Origin of the sequence: Labilibaculum sp. K2S (genome assembly GCF_030372765.1) — a bacterium.
Taxonomy (GTDB): domain Bacteria; phylum Bacteroidota; class Bacteroidia; order Bacteroidales; family Marinifilaceae; genus Labilibaculum.
This window is the reverse complement of record NZ_JAUCMW010000016.1, coordinates 24,120-41,226: the sequence shown is the minus strand read 5'-3', so window position 1 is coordinate 41,226 and position 17,107 is coordinate 24,120. Positions and strand designations below refer to the sequence as shown.

12 protein-coding genes are annotated in these 17,107 nt (G+C 37.9%); 7 read left to right on the top strand and 5 right to left on the bottom strand.

The features are described 5' to 3' along the window. Nucleotides 1-3 precede the first annotated feature (3 nt). The 3 genes from QUH73_RS15770 (at nucleotide 4) to QUH73_RS15760 (ending at nucleotide 5,700) form a co-directional block, all read left to right on the top strand. A complete protein-coding gene (locus QUH73_RS15770; protein ID WP_289531406.1) occupies nucleotides 4-3,105 on the top strand; it encodes a SusC/RagA family TonB-linked outer membrane protein in 3,102 nt (1,033 codons plus the stop codon). Between the two features lie 33 nt (nucleotides 3,106-3,138). Further along, nucleotides 3,139-4,623, top strand: a complete 1,485-nt coding sequence (locus QUH73_RS15765; RefSeq protein ID WP_289531405.1) for a SusD/RagB family nutrient-binding outer membrane lipoprotein — start codon at nucleotides 3,139-3,141, stop codon at nucleotides 4,621-4,623. A gap of 102 nt (nucleotides 4,624-4,725) precedes the next feature. Beyond that, nucleotides 4,726-5,700 (top strand): metallophosphoesterase family protein, encoded by a 975-nt coding sequence (locus tag QUH73_RS15760; RefSeq protein ID WP_289531404.1) that lies wholly within the window; start codon nucleotides 4,726-4,728, stop codon nucleotides 5,698-5,700. Nucleotides 5,701-5,831: 131 nt separating this feature from the next. On the opposite strand, the gene QUH73_RS15755 is transcribed toward QUH73_RS15760, so the two are convergent. After that, entirely contained in the window at nucleotides 5,832-6,755 is a 924-nt protein-coding gene (locus QUH73_RS15755; RefSeq protein WP_289531403.1) for a DMT family transporter, read from the bottom strand. Between the two features lie 116 nt (nucleotides 6,756-6,871). Then, complete coding sequence (locus QUH73_RS15750) at nucleotides 6,872-7,591, bottom strand: XRE family transcriptional regulator (protein ID WP_289531402.1); 720 nt, start codon at nucleotides 7,589-7,591, stop codon at nucleotides 6,872-6,874. A gap of 246 nt (nucleotides 7,592-7,837) precedes the next feature. Between QUH73_RS15750 and QUH73_RS15745 the strand changes: the two genes are divergently transcribed. The 3 genes from QUH73_RS15745 (at nucleotide 7,838) to QUH73_RS15735 (ending at nucleotide 11,610) form a co-directional block, all read left to right on the top strand. Further along, on the top strand, nucleotides 7,838-9,229 hold the full coding sequence (locus QUH73_RS15745; RefSeq protein ID WP_289531401.1) for an aldehyde dehydrogenase family protein: 1,392 nt from the start codon (nucleotides 7,838-7,840) through the stop codon (nucleotides 9,227-9,229). 454 nt (nucleotides 9,230-9,683) lie between these two features. After that, entirely contained in the window at nucleotides 9,684-10,397 is a 714-nt protein-coding gene (locus QUH73_RS15740; protein ID WP_289531400.1) for a pirin family protein, read from the top strand. Between the two features lie 193 nt (nucleotides 10,398-10,590). Continuing rightward, nucleotides 10,591-11,610, top strand: coding sequence for a LacI family DNA-binding transcriptional regulator (locus QUH73_RS15735; protein WP_442913421.1), 1,020 nt, complete (start codon nucleotides 10,591-10,593; stop codon nucleotides 11,608-11,610). 46 nt (nucleotides 11,611-11,656) lie between these two features. Here QUH73_RS15735 and rlmN read toward each other — a convergent pair whose 3' ends face one another. Both rlmN and QUH73_RS15725 read right to left on the bottom strand, forming a co-directional pair. Continuing rightward, the gene (gene rlmN / locus QUH73_RS15730; RefSeq protein ID WP_289531399.1) at nucleotides 11,657-12,700 is read right to left on the bottom strand and encodes a 23S rRNA (adenine(2503)-C(2))-methyltransferase RlmN; all 1,044 of its coding nucleotides are present in this window, start codon (nucleotides 12,698-12,700) and stop codon (nucleotides 11,657-11,659) included. Between the two features lie 68 nt (nucleotides 12,701-12,768). After that, nucleotides 12,769-13,440: a ferredoxin--NADP reductase gene (locus QUH73_RS15725; RefSeq protein ID WP_289531398.1), complete on the bottom strand. Its 672-nt coding sequence runs from the start codon at nucleotides 13,438-13,440 to the stop codon at nucleotides 12,769-12,771. Nucleotides 13,441-13,629: 189 nt separating this feature from the next. Between QUH73_RS15725 and QUH73_RS15720 the strand changes: the two genes are divergently transcribed. Further along, nucleotides 13,630-14,610 (top strand): DUF4097 family beta strand repeat-containing protein, encoded by a 981-nt coding sequence (locus tag QUH73_RS15720; RefSeq protein ID WP_289531397.1) that lies wholly within the window; start codon nucleotides 13,630-13,632, stop codon nucleotides 14,608-14,610. Nucleotides 14,611-15,516: 906 nt separating this feature from the next. On the opposite strand, the gene QUH73_RS15715 is transcribed toward QUH73_RS15720, so the two are convergent. Then, entirely contained in the window at nucleotides 15,517-17,061 is a 1,545-nt protein-coding gene (locus tag QUH73_RS15715; RefSeq protein WP_289531396.1) for an MFS transporter, read from the bottom strand. Nucleotides 17,062-17,107: the final 46 nt, after the last annotated feature.

Sequence of the window (17,107 nt, the reverse complement as noted above, 5' to 3'; positions counted from 1 at the left end):
GAAATGAAAAAAATTACTTTACTACTTCTGATTTTTACGAATGTACTGATCGTAAATGCTCAGATAAAATTGTCGGGTCGGGTTAACGATCAGCAGGGAAATTCTCTGCCAGGAGTTAATGTTGTGCTGAAAGGGACAGTAAAGGGAACGGTTACTTCTCTTGATGGTGAATACAGCATCGAAGCAAAATCGGATGATGTTCTGGTATTTTCGTTTATGGGATTTGCTTCGAAAGAAGAGCCTGTTAACGGACGTACGCTGATTAATGTAGTGCTTGGCGAAGATGTGCAGCAATTGAATGAGGTTGTAGCTACAGCAATAGGTATTAAACAGCAAAAGAAAAAAATCGGATATGCTACAGAAAAAATTGTTGATGACGTAATTGTTCAGGCGAAAAGTTTGAATTTAGGAGGTGCTTTAACCGGGCAGGTTGCAGGATTAACGGTAACCAATCCAACAGGTGTTTTTCAATCTCCTGATTTTCAGCTTCGGGGTAAAAAACCTCTGATTGTATTGGATGGAATTCCGGTTGAGACCGATTTTTTTGATATCCCCACTGAAAATATTGAAAGTATAAATGTATTGAAAGGAACTTCGGCTTCTGCTCTTTATGGGAGTAGAGGTAAGAATGGAGCTATTTTGTTGACTTCAAAAAAGGGGACATCAAAAGAATTGCAAGCAACAGTTTCAACAACTTTGATGGTGTCAGCCGGATATGCTGCTTTTCCTGATCCGCAGCATGAGTACGGCAGTGGCTCTAACGGACAATATGAATTTTGGGATGGAGCTGATGGTGGTATCTCTGATGGAGATATGACCTGGGGACCTAAATTTGAATCGGGAAAAATGATTGCTCAATGGAACAGTCCGATACGCGATAAAGTTACCGGAGAAACAATTGAATGGTATGGCGGGGTTAAAAACACCAAATACGATGATCGGTCACGTTATGAGAGAGTACCAACTCCATGGATTCAGCATAACAATTTAAAGAACTTTTTGAGTACCGGAATTATTTCGAATACCGATATGTCGATCAGTATGAAAACAGACCGCGGGCAATTTATGATGACCGGTAAGTATGCTTATCAGAAAGGTCAGGTTCCCAGTTCCCGTGTTAACAGCGGTGGTTTAAATTTTAATGGAAGTTATAAATTGACAGAAGATCTTACACTGGAAGGTGGTTTGTCTTATTCTAAGGTATATTCTCCAAATTATCCACGATACGGATACGGACCTAAAAATCACATGTACACAGTTTTAGTCTGGATGAGTGACGATGTGGATGGAGAGGCTTTAAAAAACCATTTTTGGATACCGGGACAAGAAGGATATCAGCAGGCAAATTACAATTATGCGTGGTACAATAATCCATATTTTGCTTCCAGCGAATTAAAGCAGGCTCACGATAGAAATGTGATAGCGAGTCAGGTGAAACTGCGTTGGGATATTCTTCCAAATCTTTCAATACAAGGGCGGGGCGCTGTTCGAATTAAGGATTTGTTTGAGAACATGCAAAGTCCTAAATCGTATATGAATTACGGCGATTCCCGTGAGGGTGATTACAAGACCTGGAATAGCGAGCAGACTAATTTCGATACCGATGTATTGCTTACTTATACCGCCAATATCTCCGATGATCTTAACTTAACAGTGAATGGAGGAGCTTCTTATTTTTACAGAAAATATCAGCAGGAATATGCGGCTACGGATGGATTAATTGTACCGGGAATTTACAATATGGGGAATTCTCAGGGACCTGTAACGGCTACAAATAATTTAGAAGAAAAAGCGACATCGAGTGTATATGCCACTGCAACTTTGGATCTTTTTAAATCGTGGTTTTTAACATTAACAGGTCGTAACGACAAGTCGTCTACCATGCCTACTCAAAACAACTCTTATTTTTATCCATCAGTTGCTTTGAGTACTATGGTTTCCGATTATATTTCAATGCCAAAACAGGTAGATTATCTTAAAGTATATGGTTCATGGGCACAGGTATCCAGTGATTTGGATCCTTATCAGATAGAGTCAACCTATTCCAATAACGGGACGTTTGGGACGAATCCTAAAATTAGCTATCCGGCAGGAATTGTGAATTCCAATATTAAACCGGAGAAATCGACCTCAACAGAGTTTGGTTTGTCAACTTCATTTTTCAAAAATCGTTTGGGACTTGAAGGAACTTATTATAAAGTTGTTGATGAAAATCAGATTATAAAACTTCCTTTATCCAAGGCTTCCGGATTTTCCAGTCGTTATGTAAATGGCAATGAGTATGAGACTAAAGGTTTGGAGCTTGCGCTTTCTGCTAAATTAATTAACAAGGCTTTTAAATGGAATGTAAGAACCAATTGGAGCTTTAATAAAAAAACACTTACAAAAATTTACGGAGGAGAAGAGAAATTTAACAATCTGCGTGTTGGTGACAGAGCCGATGATATGTGGGGAACGCAATGGCAAAAAACCGATGACGGGCGATTGATTATTGATCCCAACACCGGATTGACTATAAAAGACAGTGAAAAAGGATATTTGGGGCATACAGATCCTAATGCCCGTTTCGGATTTCAGAATACATTTAACTACAAAAAATTTACTCTTAATGTCGATTTTGATGGAGTAATTGGTGGTGTAATGGCATCCAAAACCATTCAGAAATTATGGTGGGGAGGACGTCATCCTGAATCTACAACAGGCAGAGATGCTGAGTATGCAGCCGGGAAAGCCGTGTATGTTCCTAAAGGTGTTAACGTTCTTGCTAATGGAGATATCGTAGAAAACACAACTGCTGTCAGCTGGCAAACCTGGTGCCAAAACTATCCATACCGTGCAAATGTAACTGAGGATGAAAACAAGAAATTTGCCAATGTTTTTGATCGTTCCTATGTGAAACTTCGTAAGGTTGCTCTTACTTATAATTTTGATAATAACAATAAGGTGAGGCTGTTGAATGGGGCTACTATTACTTTGTTTGCAAACAATGTGGCAATCCTTAAAAATATTCCGCTTGTCGATCCTGATTTCACAACTGGGAACGACGACGATTTACAGGATCCATCAGCACGTTACATTGGTGTAACAACAAAATTCACTTTTTAATAAACATCCAAAGTGTCCAAAAAGATAATAAAAATGAAAATGATTGTTAGAATATGTACTTGTATATTATTAGCTGCAGCAGCTATTTCATGTACTGATTTTGAGGAGCTTAATAAGGATCCGAATAAACCAACCGAAACTTCACCTCAGCTTTTGCTAACTACTGCATGTTGGGATGTATTTAGCGAATTTGATAATTATCAATACGAATCGCGAATGCTTGTAGCTACTGATGGAGAAAGCTCTGAACAGTTTTACAACTGGACAAGAGGGGACTTTAACTCTTATGATAATTTAAGGAACATACAGAAACTGGAAGAAGAATCTGTACGTGTAAACTCGGATGCTTATTTGGCATTTGCAAAATTTTTTAAGGCATGGTATTTCTATAATTTAACCATTAAGTATGGAGATATCCCTTTTTCTGAGTCTTTGCAAGGGGAGACCAACGAAATATATACCGCAAAATACGATACACAGGAGGATGTTTTTGTTGGAATTTTAAATCTATTGAAAGAAGCTGATACTTTGTTGGAAGGAAATAGTGAGATTATTACCGGAGATATTTTGAATGATGGTTCGTTGCCAAAATGGCAAAAATTAGTAAATGCCTTTCGCTTAAAAGTTTTGATGACCTTATCTCACAAACCGACTATTGGAGGAAAAACTGTTGCATCACGTTTTGCAGACATTTATACTGGTAAAGCTATAATGAATGATATAAGTGAAAGTACACGGATAAATTTTTTAGATCAATCGGGAAGCAGATACCTGAATTTTAATTCAAGTAGTTTTGGATCTGGATTGTATATGGATTCAACCTTTGTTCAAAAATTAATTGACCGGGAAGATCCCCGTTTGTTTGTGTATTGCACTCAAACACCAAATGCTCTTAAAGCAGGTAAAGCTGTTACTGATTTTACATCCTACGAAGGAGGAAATCCAACAGTACAATATAGTCTTGTAAACGCAAAAGCAGTGGCAGGAAATATCTCCAAACCTAATTCACGTTATTACGACGATCCGGTATGCGAATCAATGATGTTATTAGGATATCCTGAACAACAGTTTATTATTGCTGAAGCAATTTTGAGAGGTTGGATTAGCGGAGATGCTGTGGCAGAATACAACAAAGGAATTAAAGCATCTTTTTCATTTTTTGCGGGTCAGGCATCAACAAAAAGCTATAGTTCGTATTTAAGTTCCGAAGTATGTGATCAATATCTGTTGAATTCTTTAGTTGATTTGGATCAGGCTCCATCGGTAGATATGAAGATATCGTATGTTATCACACAAAAGTATCTTCAGACTTATTTTCAGGCTGGTAAAACTCCGTTTTTTGAGCAACGCCGAACAGGTTATCCAAATTTTGAAACAGCTCCGGGGGTAACAATACCTAACCGTTGGATGTATCCTCAAACAGAGTATGATTACAACAAAACAAATGTAACTGAAGCGGTAACCCGCCAGTTTGCTGGCAAGGACGATATCCGCGAAATTCCCTGGTATTTGAAATAAGGCAATTAAGTTATTTTGTAAGTAATTTATTTTCCTCACCTCTTGTTTGCAGGGATAAGGGGTGGGGAATTACTTTTATTAAGTTTAAATATATAGTAAGTAATGAAAAAAATAAGCATATTATTGTTCAGTTTTTTGATCACACAGATGTCTTTCTCTCAATCTGTTGAGTTTAAGTTTAACAGGAATGGGGAATTTAAAATATTACAACTTACCGACACACATGTTGTGGCTGGTAAAAATAACCAGCAGCATGTTATGGATTTGCTCGCGACTTTGGTTCAGGAAGAAAATCCGGATTTAGTCGTGTTTACCGGCGATGTAGTAACAAATAGTGACAATCCTAAACCTTGTTATGAAATATTCGGGGAATTCTTTAAAAGGCACAAGCTACATTGGGCTGTAACGCTTGGAAATCATGATTCTGAGAATAAAATGCCTAGAAATAATGTTGCATCTATTTTGGATGGTCTTGATTTTTGCATTAACCAATCCACAGATAATTTAAAGGGTACAAATTTTTTGTGCGAAGTAAAAAGCAATACCAACTCTGATAGTAAGGCGATACTTTATTTTTTAGATTCACAGGATTACAGTACTATAAAACCAAGAGTAGATGGGTATGGTTGGTTTTCAACCGAGCAGGTGGTTTGGTACAAAGAGCAAAGTCAGAAGTTTATTGATGAAAATAAGGATACGATTCCTGCCTTAGCATTCTTTCATATACCCTTGCCGGAGTATACTGATGCCTGGTGTAATGGTAAAGCATTTGGAACAAGAAAAGAGGTAGAGTGCTGCTCGAAAATTAATAGTGGAATGTTTGGTGCAATGGTAGAGCAAGGCGATGTTATGGGAACTTTTGTTGGGCACGATCACGTGAACGATTATGTCGCGTCATATTATAATATGGCTCTTGCATATGGCCGGGCTTCAGGTGCGGGAAATTCCTATGGTGACTTAAAGCAGGGGGGCCGGGTTATTGTATTGAAAGAAGGTAAACGAACATTTGATACATGGATTCGTGAAAAAGATGGAGAAATAAAGCAGGTTTGTAATTTTCCTGATTCATTCCAATAATATCCTGTTAAAATCTATATCGGGCTTTCAGGGATTTGGGGTAGTTCAAATACTAAACGCGATAAGACATGATTGAATACATCGTTTTTAGCAATTGGTATTTTGTTGAAAACGATGTATTTGCTTATCTGTTAAATTTTGTTTTTCCTTGAGAAAAGAACTGCTGTAATTGCGCCGCCAATCACTAATACAGCACCAAGCATTGAGTAAATACTTAAACTGTCTGTTTTTATCCATTGTACATTCATAGAGGACAAAACAGCCATGCTAAGCAGTGTGATAATTGGGTTTACGGTTACAATTATACTTACTTTATAGGCTTCGGTATATTTAAATGCCAATGCCAGACAACCATAGGCCACAAGAGTATTCATGCCCAGAAAAATCACGATCATCCAAGAGGAAAAATCAAGATTCGAGAATGCTGTAAAATTAACAAAAGGAGCGTAGAGAATAGCCGGTATTCCGTAAAGCACCATATTTAACAGTTGCGCCGGGTGTTTTTGTACGAGCTTTTTTTGCAAAGAAGCATACAAAACCCACATTACCGCTCCTAATTCAATCCAGAAAAATCCGGTGTTGAATGCTTCGGTATCTTGTATAAAGGCTTGCAGCTGATTTCTGTAAAAGAGAAATAAACCCAATCCTGCAATTCCAAATCCAAGCAATTGTTTGCTGTTTACTTTCTCTTTAAAAAAGAAAATACCAACCAAGGCCAATAAAATAGGACCGGTTTGCATTGTAATTTGTGCGTTACTCGGACTGGTGTAATTAATTCCCTGCATAAATCCCATGTAATTTACGCCTAAAGCAAGTGCGGCAATTACCAGGAAAAGCGGTGGCCGTTTAATAATTTTCAGTTGCTTTTTATCCGTTAGTAAAAAGTAGAGAAACAGAATAGAAAAGGCAAAAGTAAAACGAAACCATACTATGGAAATCGGATCCAAATCTTTCAGGCTGACTTTTAAGAAAATTGGGAGGAAACCCCATAAAAGTGCAGTGATCATGGCGTACAAAATACCTTTATAATTGATTGAAATCTCCTTTAGACTCATTGTTCTTGTTGAATTAAACTAATTTATTTAGAATGATTTTACGGAGCTAAAAGTAGAAAAAAAATGGATGAAGCAATTCGTTATCAGGAATTATATCTGATGATTATTGTTTTGTCTTACTTGTTATTCGTTTCTGGCGCAGTTGGCAAATTAAAACTCACAAATCCTAAAGATTTCCATACCTCCAATACTTGATTTAGACTTACTTCAAAAGATAAATATTCCGGGTTGTCAGAATTAAGCAGGAATTGATTGTTTTGAAAATCTTTTTTCACTCTTTTATATACTATTCCATCGTCGGTAGTCAATACAATGCAGCTGCTGTTGTCTTTTATCAGTTCCCAATCCTGAACGTATTCACAAATTATGTATGCACCCGAAGGAATTGGCAGCATGCTGTTTCCTTCAATCTGAAAAGCACGATAGGTTTTATTTTCCGATAGCTCGGCAAATGGCATTCTGAAATTGGGCAATTCGCTGATAAATTCAGCATCGGAATATCCGTTAAGGTAACCTGCCGCCGCTTTTACAGGAACCAAACTGATCATTTCTTCATTTTGTGCATCTACTAAAATGGGCAAAACTCTTAGTTTGTTTCCTTTGGTATCCTGCGTTTTCTCCTGATCCAATTTGCTGATATCCCCATTCACCAATTCGTCTAAATTACGTTTGAAGAATTTTGAGTATTTCATCAATGTGGTAATTTTGGGGATGCTTCGTTTTTTCTCATACGCACTGATTGATGAGGCTCCAATACCAATTCGGTTCGATAATCTGCCTTGAGACAATCTTTTGCGTAAGCGTAAATGTTTAAGATTTTTATTTAAGTTTTCCATGATGAGGCTTTGTTCCGGTGAAAATTTTCGAGTTGCAAATGTACATGTTTGTTGTCTTCTTTTTAAGTATCGGTAAAAACAATTTAAAAGCTTTTCCGTCTGTTTTAATTAGTCCTTAATTAGTTGATTGGATATTAGGAAATTGTATTGTGCTCATTTCGTTATCGAGAAAAACATAAGGTTTTGAATGAGGAACTTTATGTGAAAATCTGTACTTTGTAGAATCAAAATAAATAAGCTGATACAATGAACACTATAAAAGTAAATTCCCCGTTCGACGGCCGTTTAATTCAGGAAATTCCTTTGCTCGATGAGCATCAGGTGGAAGAAAAACTGGCCAAAGCCCATGCCTTGTTTCAGGACCGGTCCCGCTGGCTGAAACCCTACGAGCGCATTGCCATACTCGAAAAAACAAAAGCCATTATGCAGTCGCGGGTCGAAGAACTGACCAAAATTGCTGCTTCCGAAGGCGGAAAACCCTATCAGGACAGTAAGGTGGAAGTGCTTCGTGCAATTAACGGCGTGCAGTTGGCCATCGAGCACATCGGTCAGTTAAAAGGAGAGCAGATTCCCATGGGAACCACAGCCGCTTCCGTAAACCGATGGGCATTTACCCTGCGCGAGCCAATTGGCGTGGTTCTCAGCATAAGCGCTTTTAATCATCCGCTAAATCTGGCGGTGCATCAAATAATTCCGGCCTTTGCCGTTGGCACACCTGTTATCATCAAGCCGGCAACATCAACGCCGCTGTCGGCAATCGAGTTGATAAAAATTATGAAAGAAGCCGGATTGCCCGAAGATTGGGCTGAGGTGGTTGTTTGCAATCGCCAAAATGCTGAAAATATGCTGAAAGATTCACGGATCAACTACCTTTCATTTATCGGTTCGGCCGAGGTGGGATGGAGTATGCGGTCCAAGCTGTCGCCGGGCACCCGATGTGCACTGGAGCATGGCGGTTCGGCACCCGTAATTGTTGAGGCCGATGCCGATCTGTCGCAAACCGTGCCTGCACTGGCGAAAGGGGGATTCTATCATGCCGGTCAGGTCTGTGTATCCGTTCAGCGGGTATACGTTCACGAAAATATCATCGAAGAATTTACCGCTCAACTGGTCGAAAAAGCCAATGCTTTGCTTGTTGGAGATCCTATGGATCCGAAAACGGAAGTTGGCCCGCTGATTCAGACTTACGAGGTCGATCGAGTAGAGCAATGGGTAAACGAAGCGGTTGCCCAAGGCGCGAAAATAATGTGCGGGGGCAAACGGATTTCCAATACCTGTTATCAGCCAACGGTTCTGCTGAATCCTGATTCCGAATCGAAAGTCTCACAGCACGAGGTGTTTGGTCCGGTGGTTTGTGTCTATGCTTATTCCCAGTTGCAGGAGGCCATTAATCGCGCAAATTCACTGCCTTTGGCCTTTCAGTCAGCCATCTTCACCTCTAATTTAGATGTGGCTATGGATGCTGTGAATCAATTGAATGCATCGGCCGTAATGGTCAACGATCATACCGCTTTCAGGGTCGATTGGATGCCTTTTGGCGGGCGCGATGCTTCCGGAATTGGCATGGGGGGAATTCCGTATTCCATGCACGAAATGACCCGTGAAAAACTCATGGTGATTAAATCGAAAGTATTGTAACAAAAGTCAGGGCGGAATTCATTTTCCGCCTTTTTTAGGTTTTGGGCGTGCCCCTTTGGGTCAGGCTTTCCGTTACTACTCCTCGCTCATTCTTCGCTGTGGGGTGAACACTCCAATCCTTCACGCAGGCCGATATTAGCTTTGGTTCAATAAACTCGTAAATTACAGAGAGTTCGATATAAATTCGTTGTTTTATAACAGATTAGTGGGTTTTATGTATAAGCCATTGACACGTATGCCTTAATTTTTGAATATTTTTGGAGGAAAAGGCTTTAAGCTAATGGCTAACAGCTTGTTCGAGCAATAGCAAATACCTCAAATTACCCGAGTATTGGTTTGTGTTGCCTTTTACCGAACTAAAGTTAAATAGTACAAACCAAACGCAGTTCTGTCCATTTACCAACAAGCACCTCTGTATTAACTTTGTAGTAAAGATTTATAACAGGAGGTAAATATGGATAAGGTATTTCACGAAGCAGGAACAAGAGGAAGTAGTCAATTGGATTGGTTGGATAGCAAGCACAGTTTTAGTTTTGCTGATTACTACTGTCCGGAGCGAATCCATTTTGGAGCGTTAAGAGTGCTTAATGATGATGTTATTAAAGCAGGAATGGGTTTTGGAACTCACTCGCATCAAAATATGGAAATCATTTCAATTCCATTAAAAGGGGCATTGAAGCATAAAGATAGTGAAGGACATTCTGAATTAATTAATGTGAATGATGTTCAGGTAATGACTGCAGGACGAGGAATAATGCATTCTGAATACAATGCTTCAGAAACGGAAGATGCACATTTTCTTCAGGTTTGGATCATTCCTGAAAAAGAAGGACTGGAGCCTGGTTACGATCAACGATCATTTCCGGATGTAAATGAGAATGGTGAATTACAACTGCTTGTTGCTCCAAAATCATCACAACATAATGCTTTAAAAATTAATCAGAATGCATATGTGTTCCGGGCAAAAATAACTAGTGGAAATACACTCGAATATACAATAATCGGTAACGCAAACGGAGTTTATGTTTTTGTTCTTAACGGAGAGCTGACAGTTGATGGAGAAATTCTTCGGCCACGGGATGGCATAGGTGTGAATGGCTTTAATTCATTGGAGATTATGGGTATTGTTAATTCAGAATTTTTGATTTTTGAAGTGCCAATGCATTAATTAAATGTTAAGAATGGCTTAAGCTGGCCCGTGATGTTGAAAATGGGTGTAATCCACCACTAAAAAGTAGATTTCACAGGATGGAAGCTGTCTAAATTATATTATCTTTGTTTCTTGTCGGGAAAAGTGATATAAATCAGTATTTTTATTACAATTTCAGATAATCGAATGTAAGATTCAAAAAATTATTACTATGGCAAACAGACCTGTAACCATTAAAGACATAGCTGAAAAACTAAGTATTTCAGTTTCTACTGTCTCACGTGCTCTTAAAAACAATCCCGAAATTAGCTTAACAACCAGAGAAGCAGTTCAGAAATTGGCAAAGGAATTGAAGTACCAGCCAAATCCATTGGCCGTTGCTTTAAAAACACAAAAGTCGAATACAATTGGTGTTGTTGTTCCGCAAATTGTTAGTTCTTTTTATGCTACTGTTGTAAAAGGAATTGAGCAGATTGCTGATGAGCACAACTATCAGGTGTTTGTTAGTTCTTCAAATGAAAGAATTGAAAAGGAAGAGAAAAATGTAAATGGGTTTCTGAACATGAGAATGGATGGAATTATACTATCACTTACTCGTGCAACAACTACTTACGATCATATTCATAAAATACAGGATATGGGAGTGCCAATGGTTCTTTTCGATAGAACATCTAAGGAATTAGAGGTTTCCAAAGTTGTGGCTGATGATGCTGCCGCTGCTCATACGGCAGTAACTCACTTGATTAATGGTGGTGCCAAAAGAGTTGCGTTCATGACCGGACCTGAGTTTATGCTATTCGGAACAAACAGACTAAGAGGCTATAAAAAAGCCCTGGAAGACAAAAATATCCCTCTTGATGAAACATTAATTTCCCGATGTGATTTTACTGTGGAAGATGCGAAAAGCCTGGCATTGGATTTATTGGCAAGAGTCAATCGTCCGGATGCTATTTTTGCCATTAATGATGATATGGCGATTGGAGCAATTGCAGCAGCAAAAGAGTTAGGCCTTAAAATTCCTGAAGATCTTGCTGTAGTAGGATTCTCAAATAGTCGTAGATCCCGTTATATGGAACCTTCAGTTTCTACAATGGATCAAAATCCAAAAGAGGTTGGTCGGGAAGCGGCAAGATTACTGTTCGAACAAATGGAAAAAACTCCTGATGCCAAAGCGATAAAAGAGGTTGTTGTTCATGCCGATTTGATTGTTAGAACATCAAGTGACAGATAAAAATATAGATAAAAAAAATCCTGCTTAATTTAAGCAGGATTTTTTTTTAGAAATCTTCTTCTTGTCTTTTTACCAGTTCTTTTGTAGAAAGCAAACCGCAGGCCGCAAAAATATCAAGCCCTCTCGATCTTCTGATCGTTGTGGTAATTCCTTTTTTCGTTAGTTGCTCTTTAAAATCTTCCATCGTTGCCTCATCAGATCCGTCAAGTGGAGTATCTGGAATTGGGTGAAAACGAATCAAATTAATTCTGCATTTAATCCCATCCAAAATTCTGCAAAGCTCTTTTACATGACGGGGCGTATCGTTAATTCCTTTAAACATGATGTATTCGAAAGAAATTCTGCGCTGAAGACCAAAATCAAAATCACGAATTATTTTCAATACATCTTTTATTGGATATACATTTTGAACTGGCATCAATCTTTTTCTTTCATCTTCGAAAGGAGTATGCAGACTAACAGCCAAATGACATTCGCTATGGTTAAGAAATTCAATCATCCCTGGAATTATCCCAATTGTAGACACGGTGATCCTTCTTGGGCTCATAGCCATTCCATAATCCGAGGTTAGAATCTCCAGAGATTTCATGAGTTCAGGAACATTATCCAAAGGTTCTCCCATTCCCATGTAAACAATATTGCTTAAATTTTCTCTTTCAGGCAAACTCCTTATTTGATTGATAATTTCGCCACTTGATAATTGTCCCTGAAAACCTTGTTTACCGGTCATGCAAAACAAACAACCCATTTTACAGCCAACCTGAGAAGAAACACAAAGTGTATTTCGTTTCTGATCCGGTATGTAAGCGGTTTCTATAAATTTGTGAGCATGAGCAGTTGGGTAAAGGTATTTTCTTGTTCCATCAACCGAAACCTGTACTTTGGTTGATGCAGTAATACCAAGATCGTAATTCTCCAGTAAAGCAGTTCTTGCCTTCAACGAAAGGTTAGACATTTCTTCAATACTGGTAATGTCTTTTTTGTACAACCAGTCGGCAATTTGCTTAGCTGTAAATTTGGGAAGCTTTAATTCAGTAACAATTTGAATCAGTTCTTCAAGTGTTTTTCCTAAAAGGGTATCTTTGGCCATTATTCTATTTTATAATTACACAAAAGCAGCGATTTTTATCGAGTCTGCTTTCATGTAAATTAATTGCATTAAAAGTAAATTTCAGCTACAATTCTTTCGTATTCAACTCCACGTTTAATCAAAAGGTCACGAACTTCAACTACCATTTCAGGACTGCCACATAAAAAGAAGCGGCAATTTTCCGGTAGTTCCTTTACATCCTGCAAATATCGTGTTAATCTTCCATGATACAAACCCTCAGCTTTATCTTGTGAGCAGCAACGAATGTAATTATCTTTTAAAACAGGAATAAATTCTTTTTCAAAATAGAAAGAATGATTATATCTTCCTCCATGAATAAGGGTTTTGTTCTTGAGCAAACCTGAGCGAAACATGGCGGCATAAGGTGCAATCCCTGTTCCCGATGCAATCCACCACGCCGGCGATTCATCATCAATAAAATCTCCGTCAGGATTTGTCACATAAAGTTCTGATCCAGGTTTAATTTCACTAAGTCTGGGGGTTAACCAGCCATCATCCTTCAAATTGTATAACACCTGAACTTCAGCGTCGTTTTCACCACTGGCTATGGTGTACAATCGTGGTGTTACGCTTAAATCTGTGGTTAATCCAATGTACTGTCCGGCAGTAAAACTCTTTACTTTTTTATATTTTAAAACAAACACTCCGGGAGCGATTGCTTTATTCTCAATTACTATGGTGGTTGAAAGTTTGTTTTTTTGTTCTGTTGTTGATTCCATATATTATTTGATTTTAATGGCGCAAAGATAATAAATTATTTATAAAGATTCTAAATTGTAATCAAATCAAATTTCTTTCCTTTTTGTAACTTTTATCGCAGGTTGAGCGTCTCATAATACATGAGGAATGGATTGAGAATCTGTTCTTGATTATTAATTTACCAATTCAATTTTTAAAACCCGTATAAAATGAAAACTCAAAATTTAATTAAAAGAAATTTTTTACTTCTGGTCTTGTTTCTATTTTCTCTTAATTCCTTCTCTCAAACGGTCTTTGCCGACGAAAAGGCAAATTATGATGGAGTGAAAAAAATAGTTGTAGAAGGAAGATTTTGTGATGTTACCCTGTTGGGTGAAAATCGTGAGGATGTGAAATTTGAGGGGATTATTAAAGGTATATCCAGAAATGGGAGTTCTTATAAAATCAATCACAGGTTGGAAGGGAGCACTTTGAGAGTATGGGTAGAATCACCAAGAACATCTTGGGGGAATATTGATGCATCATTAAAATTTTTAGTCCCAACACAAATGGAGATTGACGTGAAAAATTCTTCGGGAGATGTTTATTGTGAGAATATTTCTTCGGATTACACCAAAATACACGCTTCTTCGGGCGATGTGAATATGAAAAATATAATCTCTGATCTTGAGGTGATAACAAGTTCAGGAGAGATTAGTTTGTACGAAATCAAAGGGGATCTAAACTCACAATCAAGTTCGGGGAATCATGAATATAATAAAGTGGCCGGAAACGTAAAATGTAATGCAACCTCAGGCGATATAGAAATGGTAAATGTGATTGGAGATATTTCTTCCCGAACTTCGTCCGGAAATCAGGAGTTTGATAAAGTGGAAGGGCAAATTAAAAGTATTTCTTCTTCGGGAAATGTCGGGATTCTTAATTCAAAAACAATTTTAAATTTAACCAGTAGTTCTGGTAATTTGAGAGGACAAGGCTTGGTTTTGTTAGGAGAGTCTTATTTTAAAGCCACCTCGGGAGATGTTAGTATGACCTTGTTAAATGATTTTGAGCAATTGAGTTTTGATCTTTCAGCATCCTCAGGATCGCTTAGGGCGGGTAACCGTAAAGGAGATGATAACCTGTATCTCAAAAGTGGCGAAATATGGGTTCATGGAAAAACCAGCTCTGGAAATCAAACTTTTAAATAGGTAGTTGTTGGGTCTGTTCGAAAACGTACAACGTGTGTGATGTATACGTACACTTTTGAAAATGTAAACATTTTGTTGGCGAGTGTAATTGTATGAAAAAGAGTATTTTATGTGTTTTGGCCTGTGGATTGTAATTGTATGTTCGAAATCATTTGTTAAATGATTTCCCAAATATTGGGAGTGGTGTCCCGGGATTTTGGTTTTAATAGCATAATTAATTGGTTTTCTTTAATATGCCGTAACATTCAATTAGTTACGGCATATTATTTACTCTTAAGACTTCAATTAGGTTGCAAAACCATTATGTTGCGTATTTGTTGTTTCGTAACATTTTAGAAAATGGGAAAAAATTAAATTTAACTTTTGATTAAATATAGCTTTTCCAGATAATAAACAGTTGGCGTGCTTGTAATCGGTTCAAGATTTTATTGTTAGGCAATGATACCAATAATTGTCTAACAGAAGTTCGGGAATATCTATAGGGGAAACTCCCGGACATTTTTAGTTGGTAATTGTTGGATGCAATGTGGTAATTCTAGACAACAATTCTAAAGGCTCCAAAATATAAGGGGTAACAGAGGATGTTCAAATTTGGGCATCCTTTCTTTACTTGGAAAAGTTGCGTACTCATTATAAATCACAAAATGGTAAAGGTGTATGTGACCTCAATAAAAACCAACGAGGGGTTAGAGTGTTGTACCAGCAGAACCCTGTTTTAAGTTTTCAAACCGCTAATACCCTTATTTGTCACTCGTGTAAACCATACGAAAATCACATTACAAAAAAGTCGTTATCATGATTATTGGATTAGCCTACCCCGATTAAATAGATGATCGCCTAAGAGGATACTAAAAAAGCCGTCAAAGGACGGCTTTTAATATATAAGTGGTTTATAAAATCACCAGTTTAGCTGGGTAATTCCAAACCATAGTTTTGTTTTCTGTCAGCCTTTTTCAGTAAGAATGATAAGAAAATGGAAATTACACCACAGCCTACCAATACCAAAATCGGGATTGTATAATCTTTAGGTTGTCCTTCAGGTATGCCTTGATTCACAAAATCAAGTAAGGCTCCAATTCCCCAGAAGAATAAGAATAATCCCCAGTTTTGCAGCGTAAACATGGTCGCATATGCGGTACCTAATCTGTTTTCAGCAACAATTTTAGCAACCGAAGGCCACATGGCAGCAGGTACTAAAGAGAATGCAACTCCCAGACTTAATAATCCAAAATAAGCTATGTATACATTATCTAATATGGATAAAGAGATATGAGCAAAAATCAGAAGTAATGATCCAAGAATCATTAAGGATGCTGCTTTTCCCTTTTTATCAACATAATTACCAAAAATAGGTGTAAATATAATTGTTCCAAGAGGGATTAAACTCGCTGTTTTAGCACCATTTCCTAACCAAATTGCTAAAATATCTTTCATCACAAACAGATAGAGACAGAAAGCAATCAACGCTCCGGTTTTAAACAAGAATCTGGTTTGTTTGTTTTCAAAGTTATTAGGTACAACAGCAAAAAGAATTGCAAACAAAAAGAAAACAAGATAAATACTTGAGGCCCCAATTGCTTTGCTTCCCCATAAAATAACTTCTCCTGCCTGAGGAAGGGACTGAGTGAATCCAAATTTATTAATCAACAAATCGGGAGCATATTGCATGAATGGAAAAATGGCAGCATAAAAAGTTACACAAAGAAGAGCAATGTATAAAAATGATTTGTTCTTGATTAGTGCAATTAAATCAGAGAATTTAAAGTCTTCTTCAGGATCACAAACTTCACCGCTTTTATCACTTATCGCTTTTTCTTGTTTATCCAACTTGATATCAAATACGGTATAAATCAGGAACATGATAAGAGCTAAGCCAATAAGTGAGGCCGCAAAAGTAACAGCAGGAGAAACATGTCCACCTCCAATATCCAACGAAAGTGCAGTACCCATTGCACTACCCAATCGGCCAAATCCCATATTGATTGCCATGGCAAGCGCAAGATCGTATCCTTTAAACCATTTTACTATGGTTCTTGTGGCTACAACACATACAACTTCAAGTCCAGAACCAAATAGAACCCGACCTGCGATAATCATGTTTAGCATGGTGCCATGTTCATTTCCAAAAAAACCGGAAGCAGCTAAAGCTGAGATTGCTCCTCCAAGAACAGCAAGACCTCCAAATACAATACCTGCAACTCGAATTCCCCATTTGTCGAGCATGATACCTCCAATGATAATCATACCAAACATATTGGCAATGGTGGTTAGAGCAAGAATCCGACCAAATTCTTCACTGGAAAATCCCATTTCCGATTCCATCAGCCCTTTTAAGCCGGAAAAGAAATCCTGAAACCAGTAGGTACTAAAAGTAAGTCCCGAAAGGAGGATTAACATTGCCCAACGCATTGCAGACGAGTCGCGCAACGTCCTTTTTAATGTTTCTGTCATTTTCGTTGTATTTTTAAATTAAACTCAGGTTTAAGAGGTTACTAAA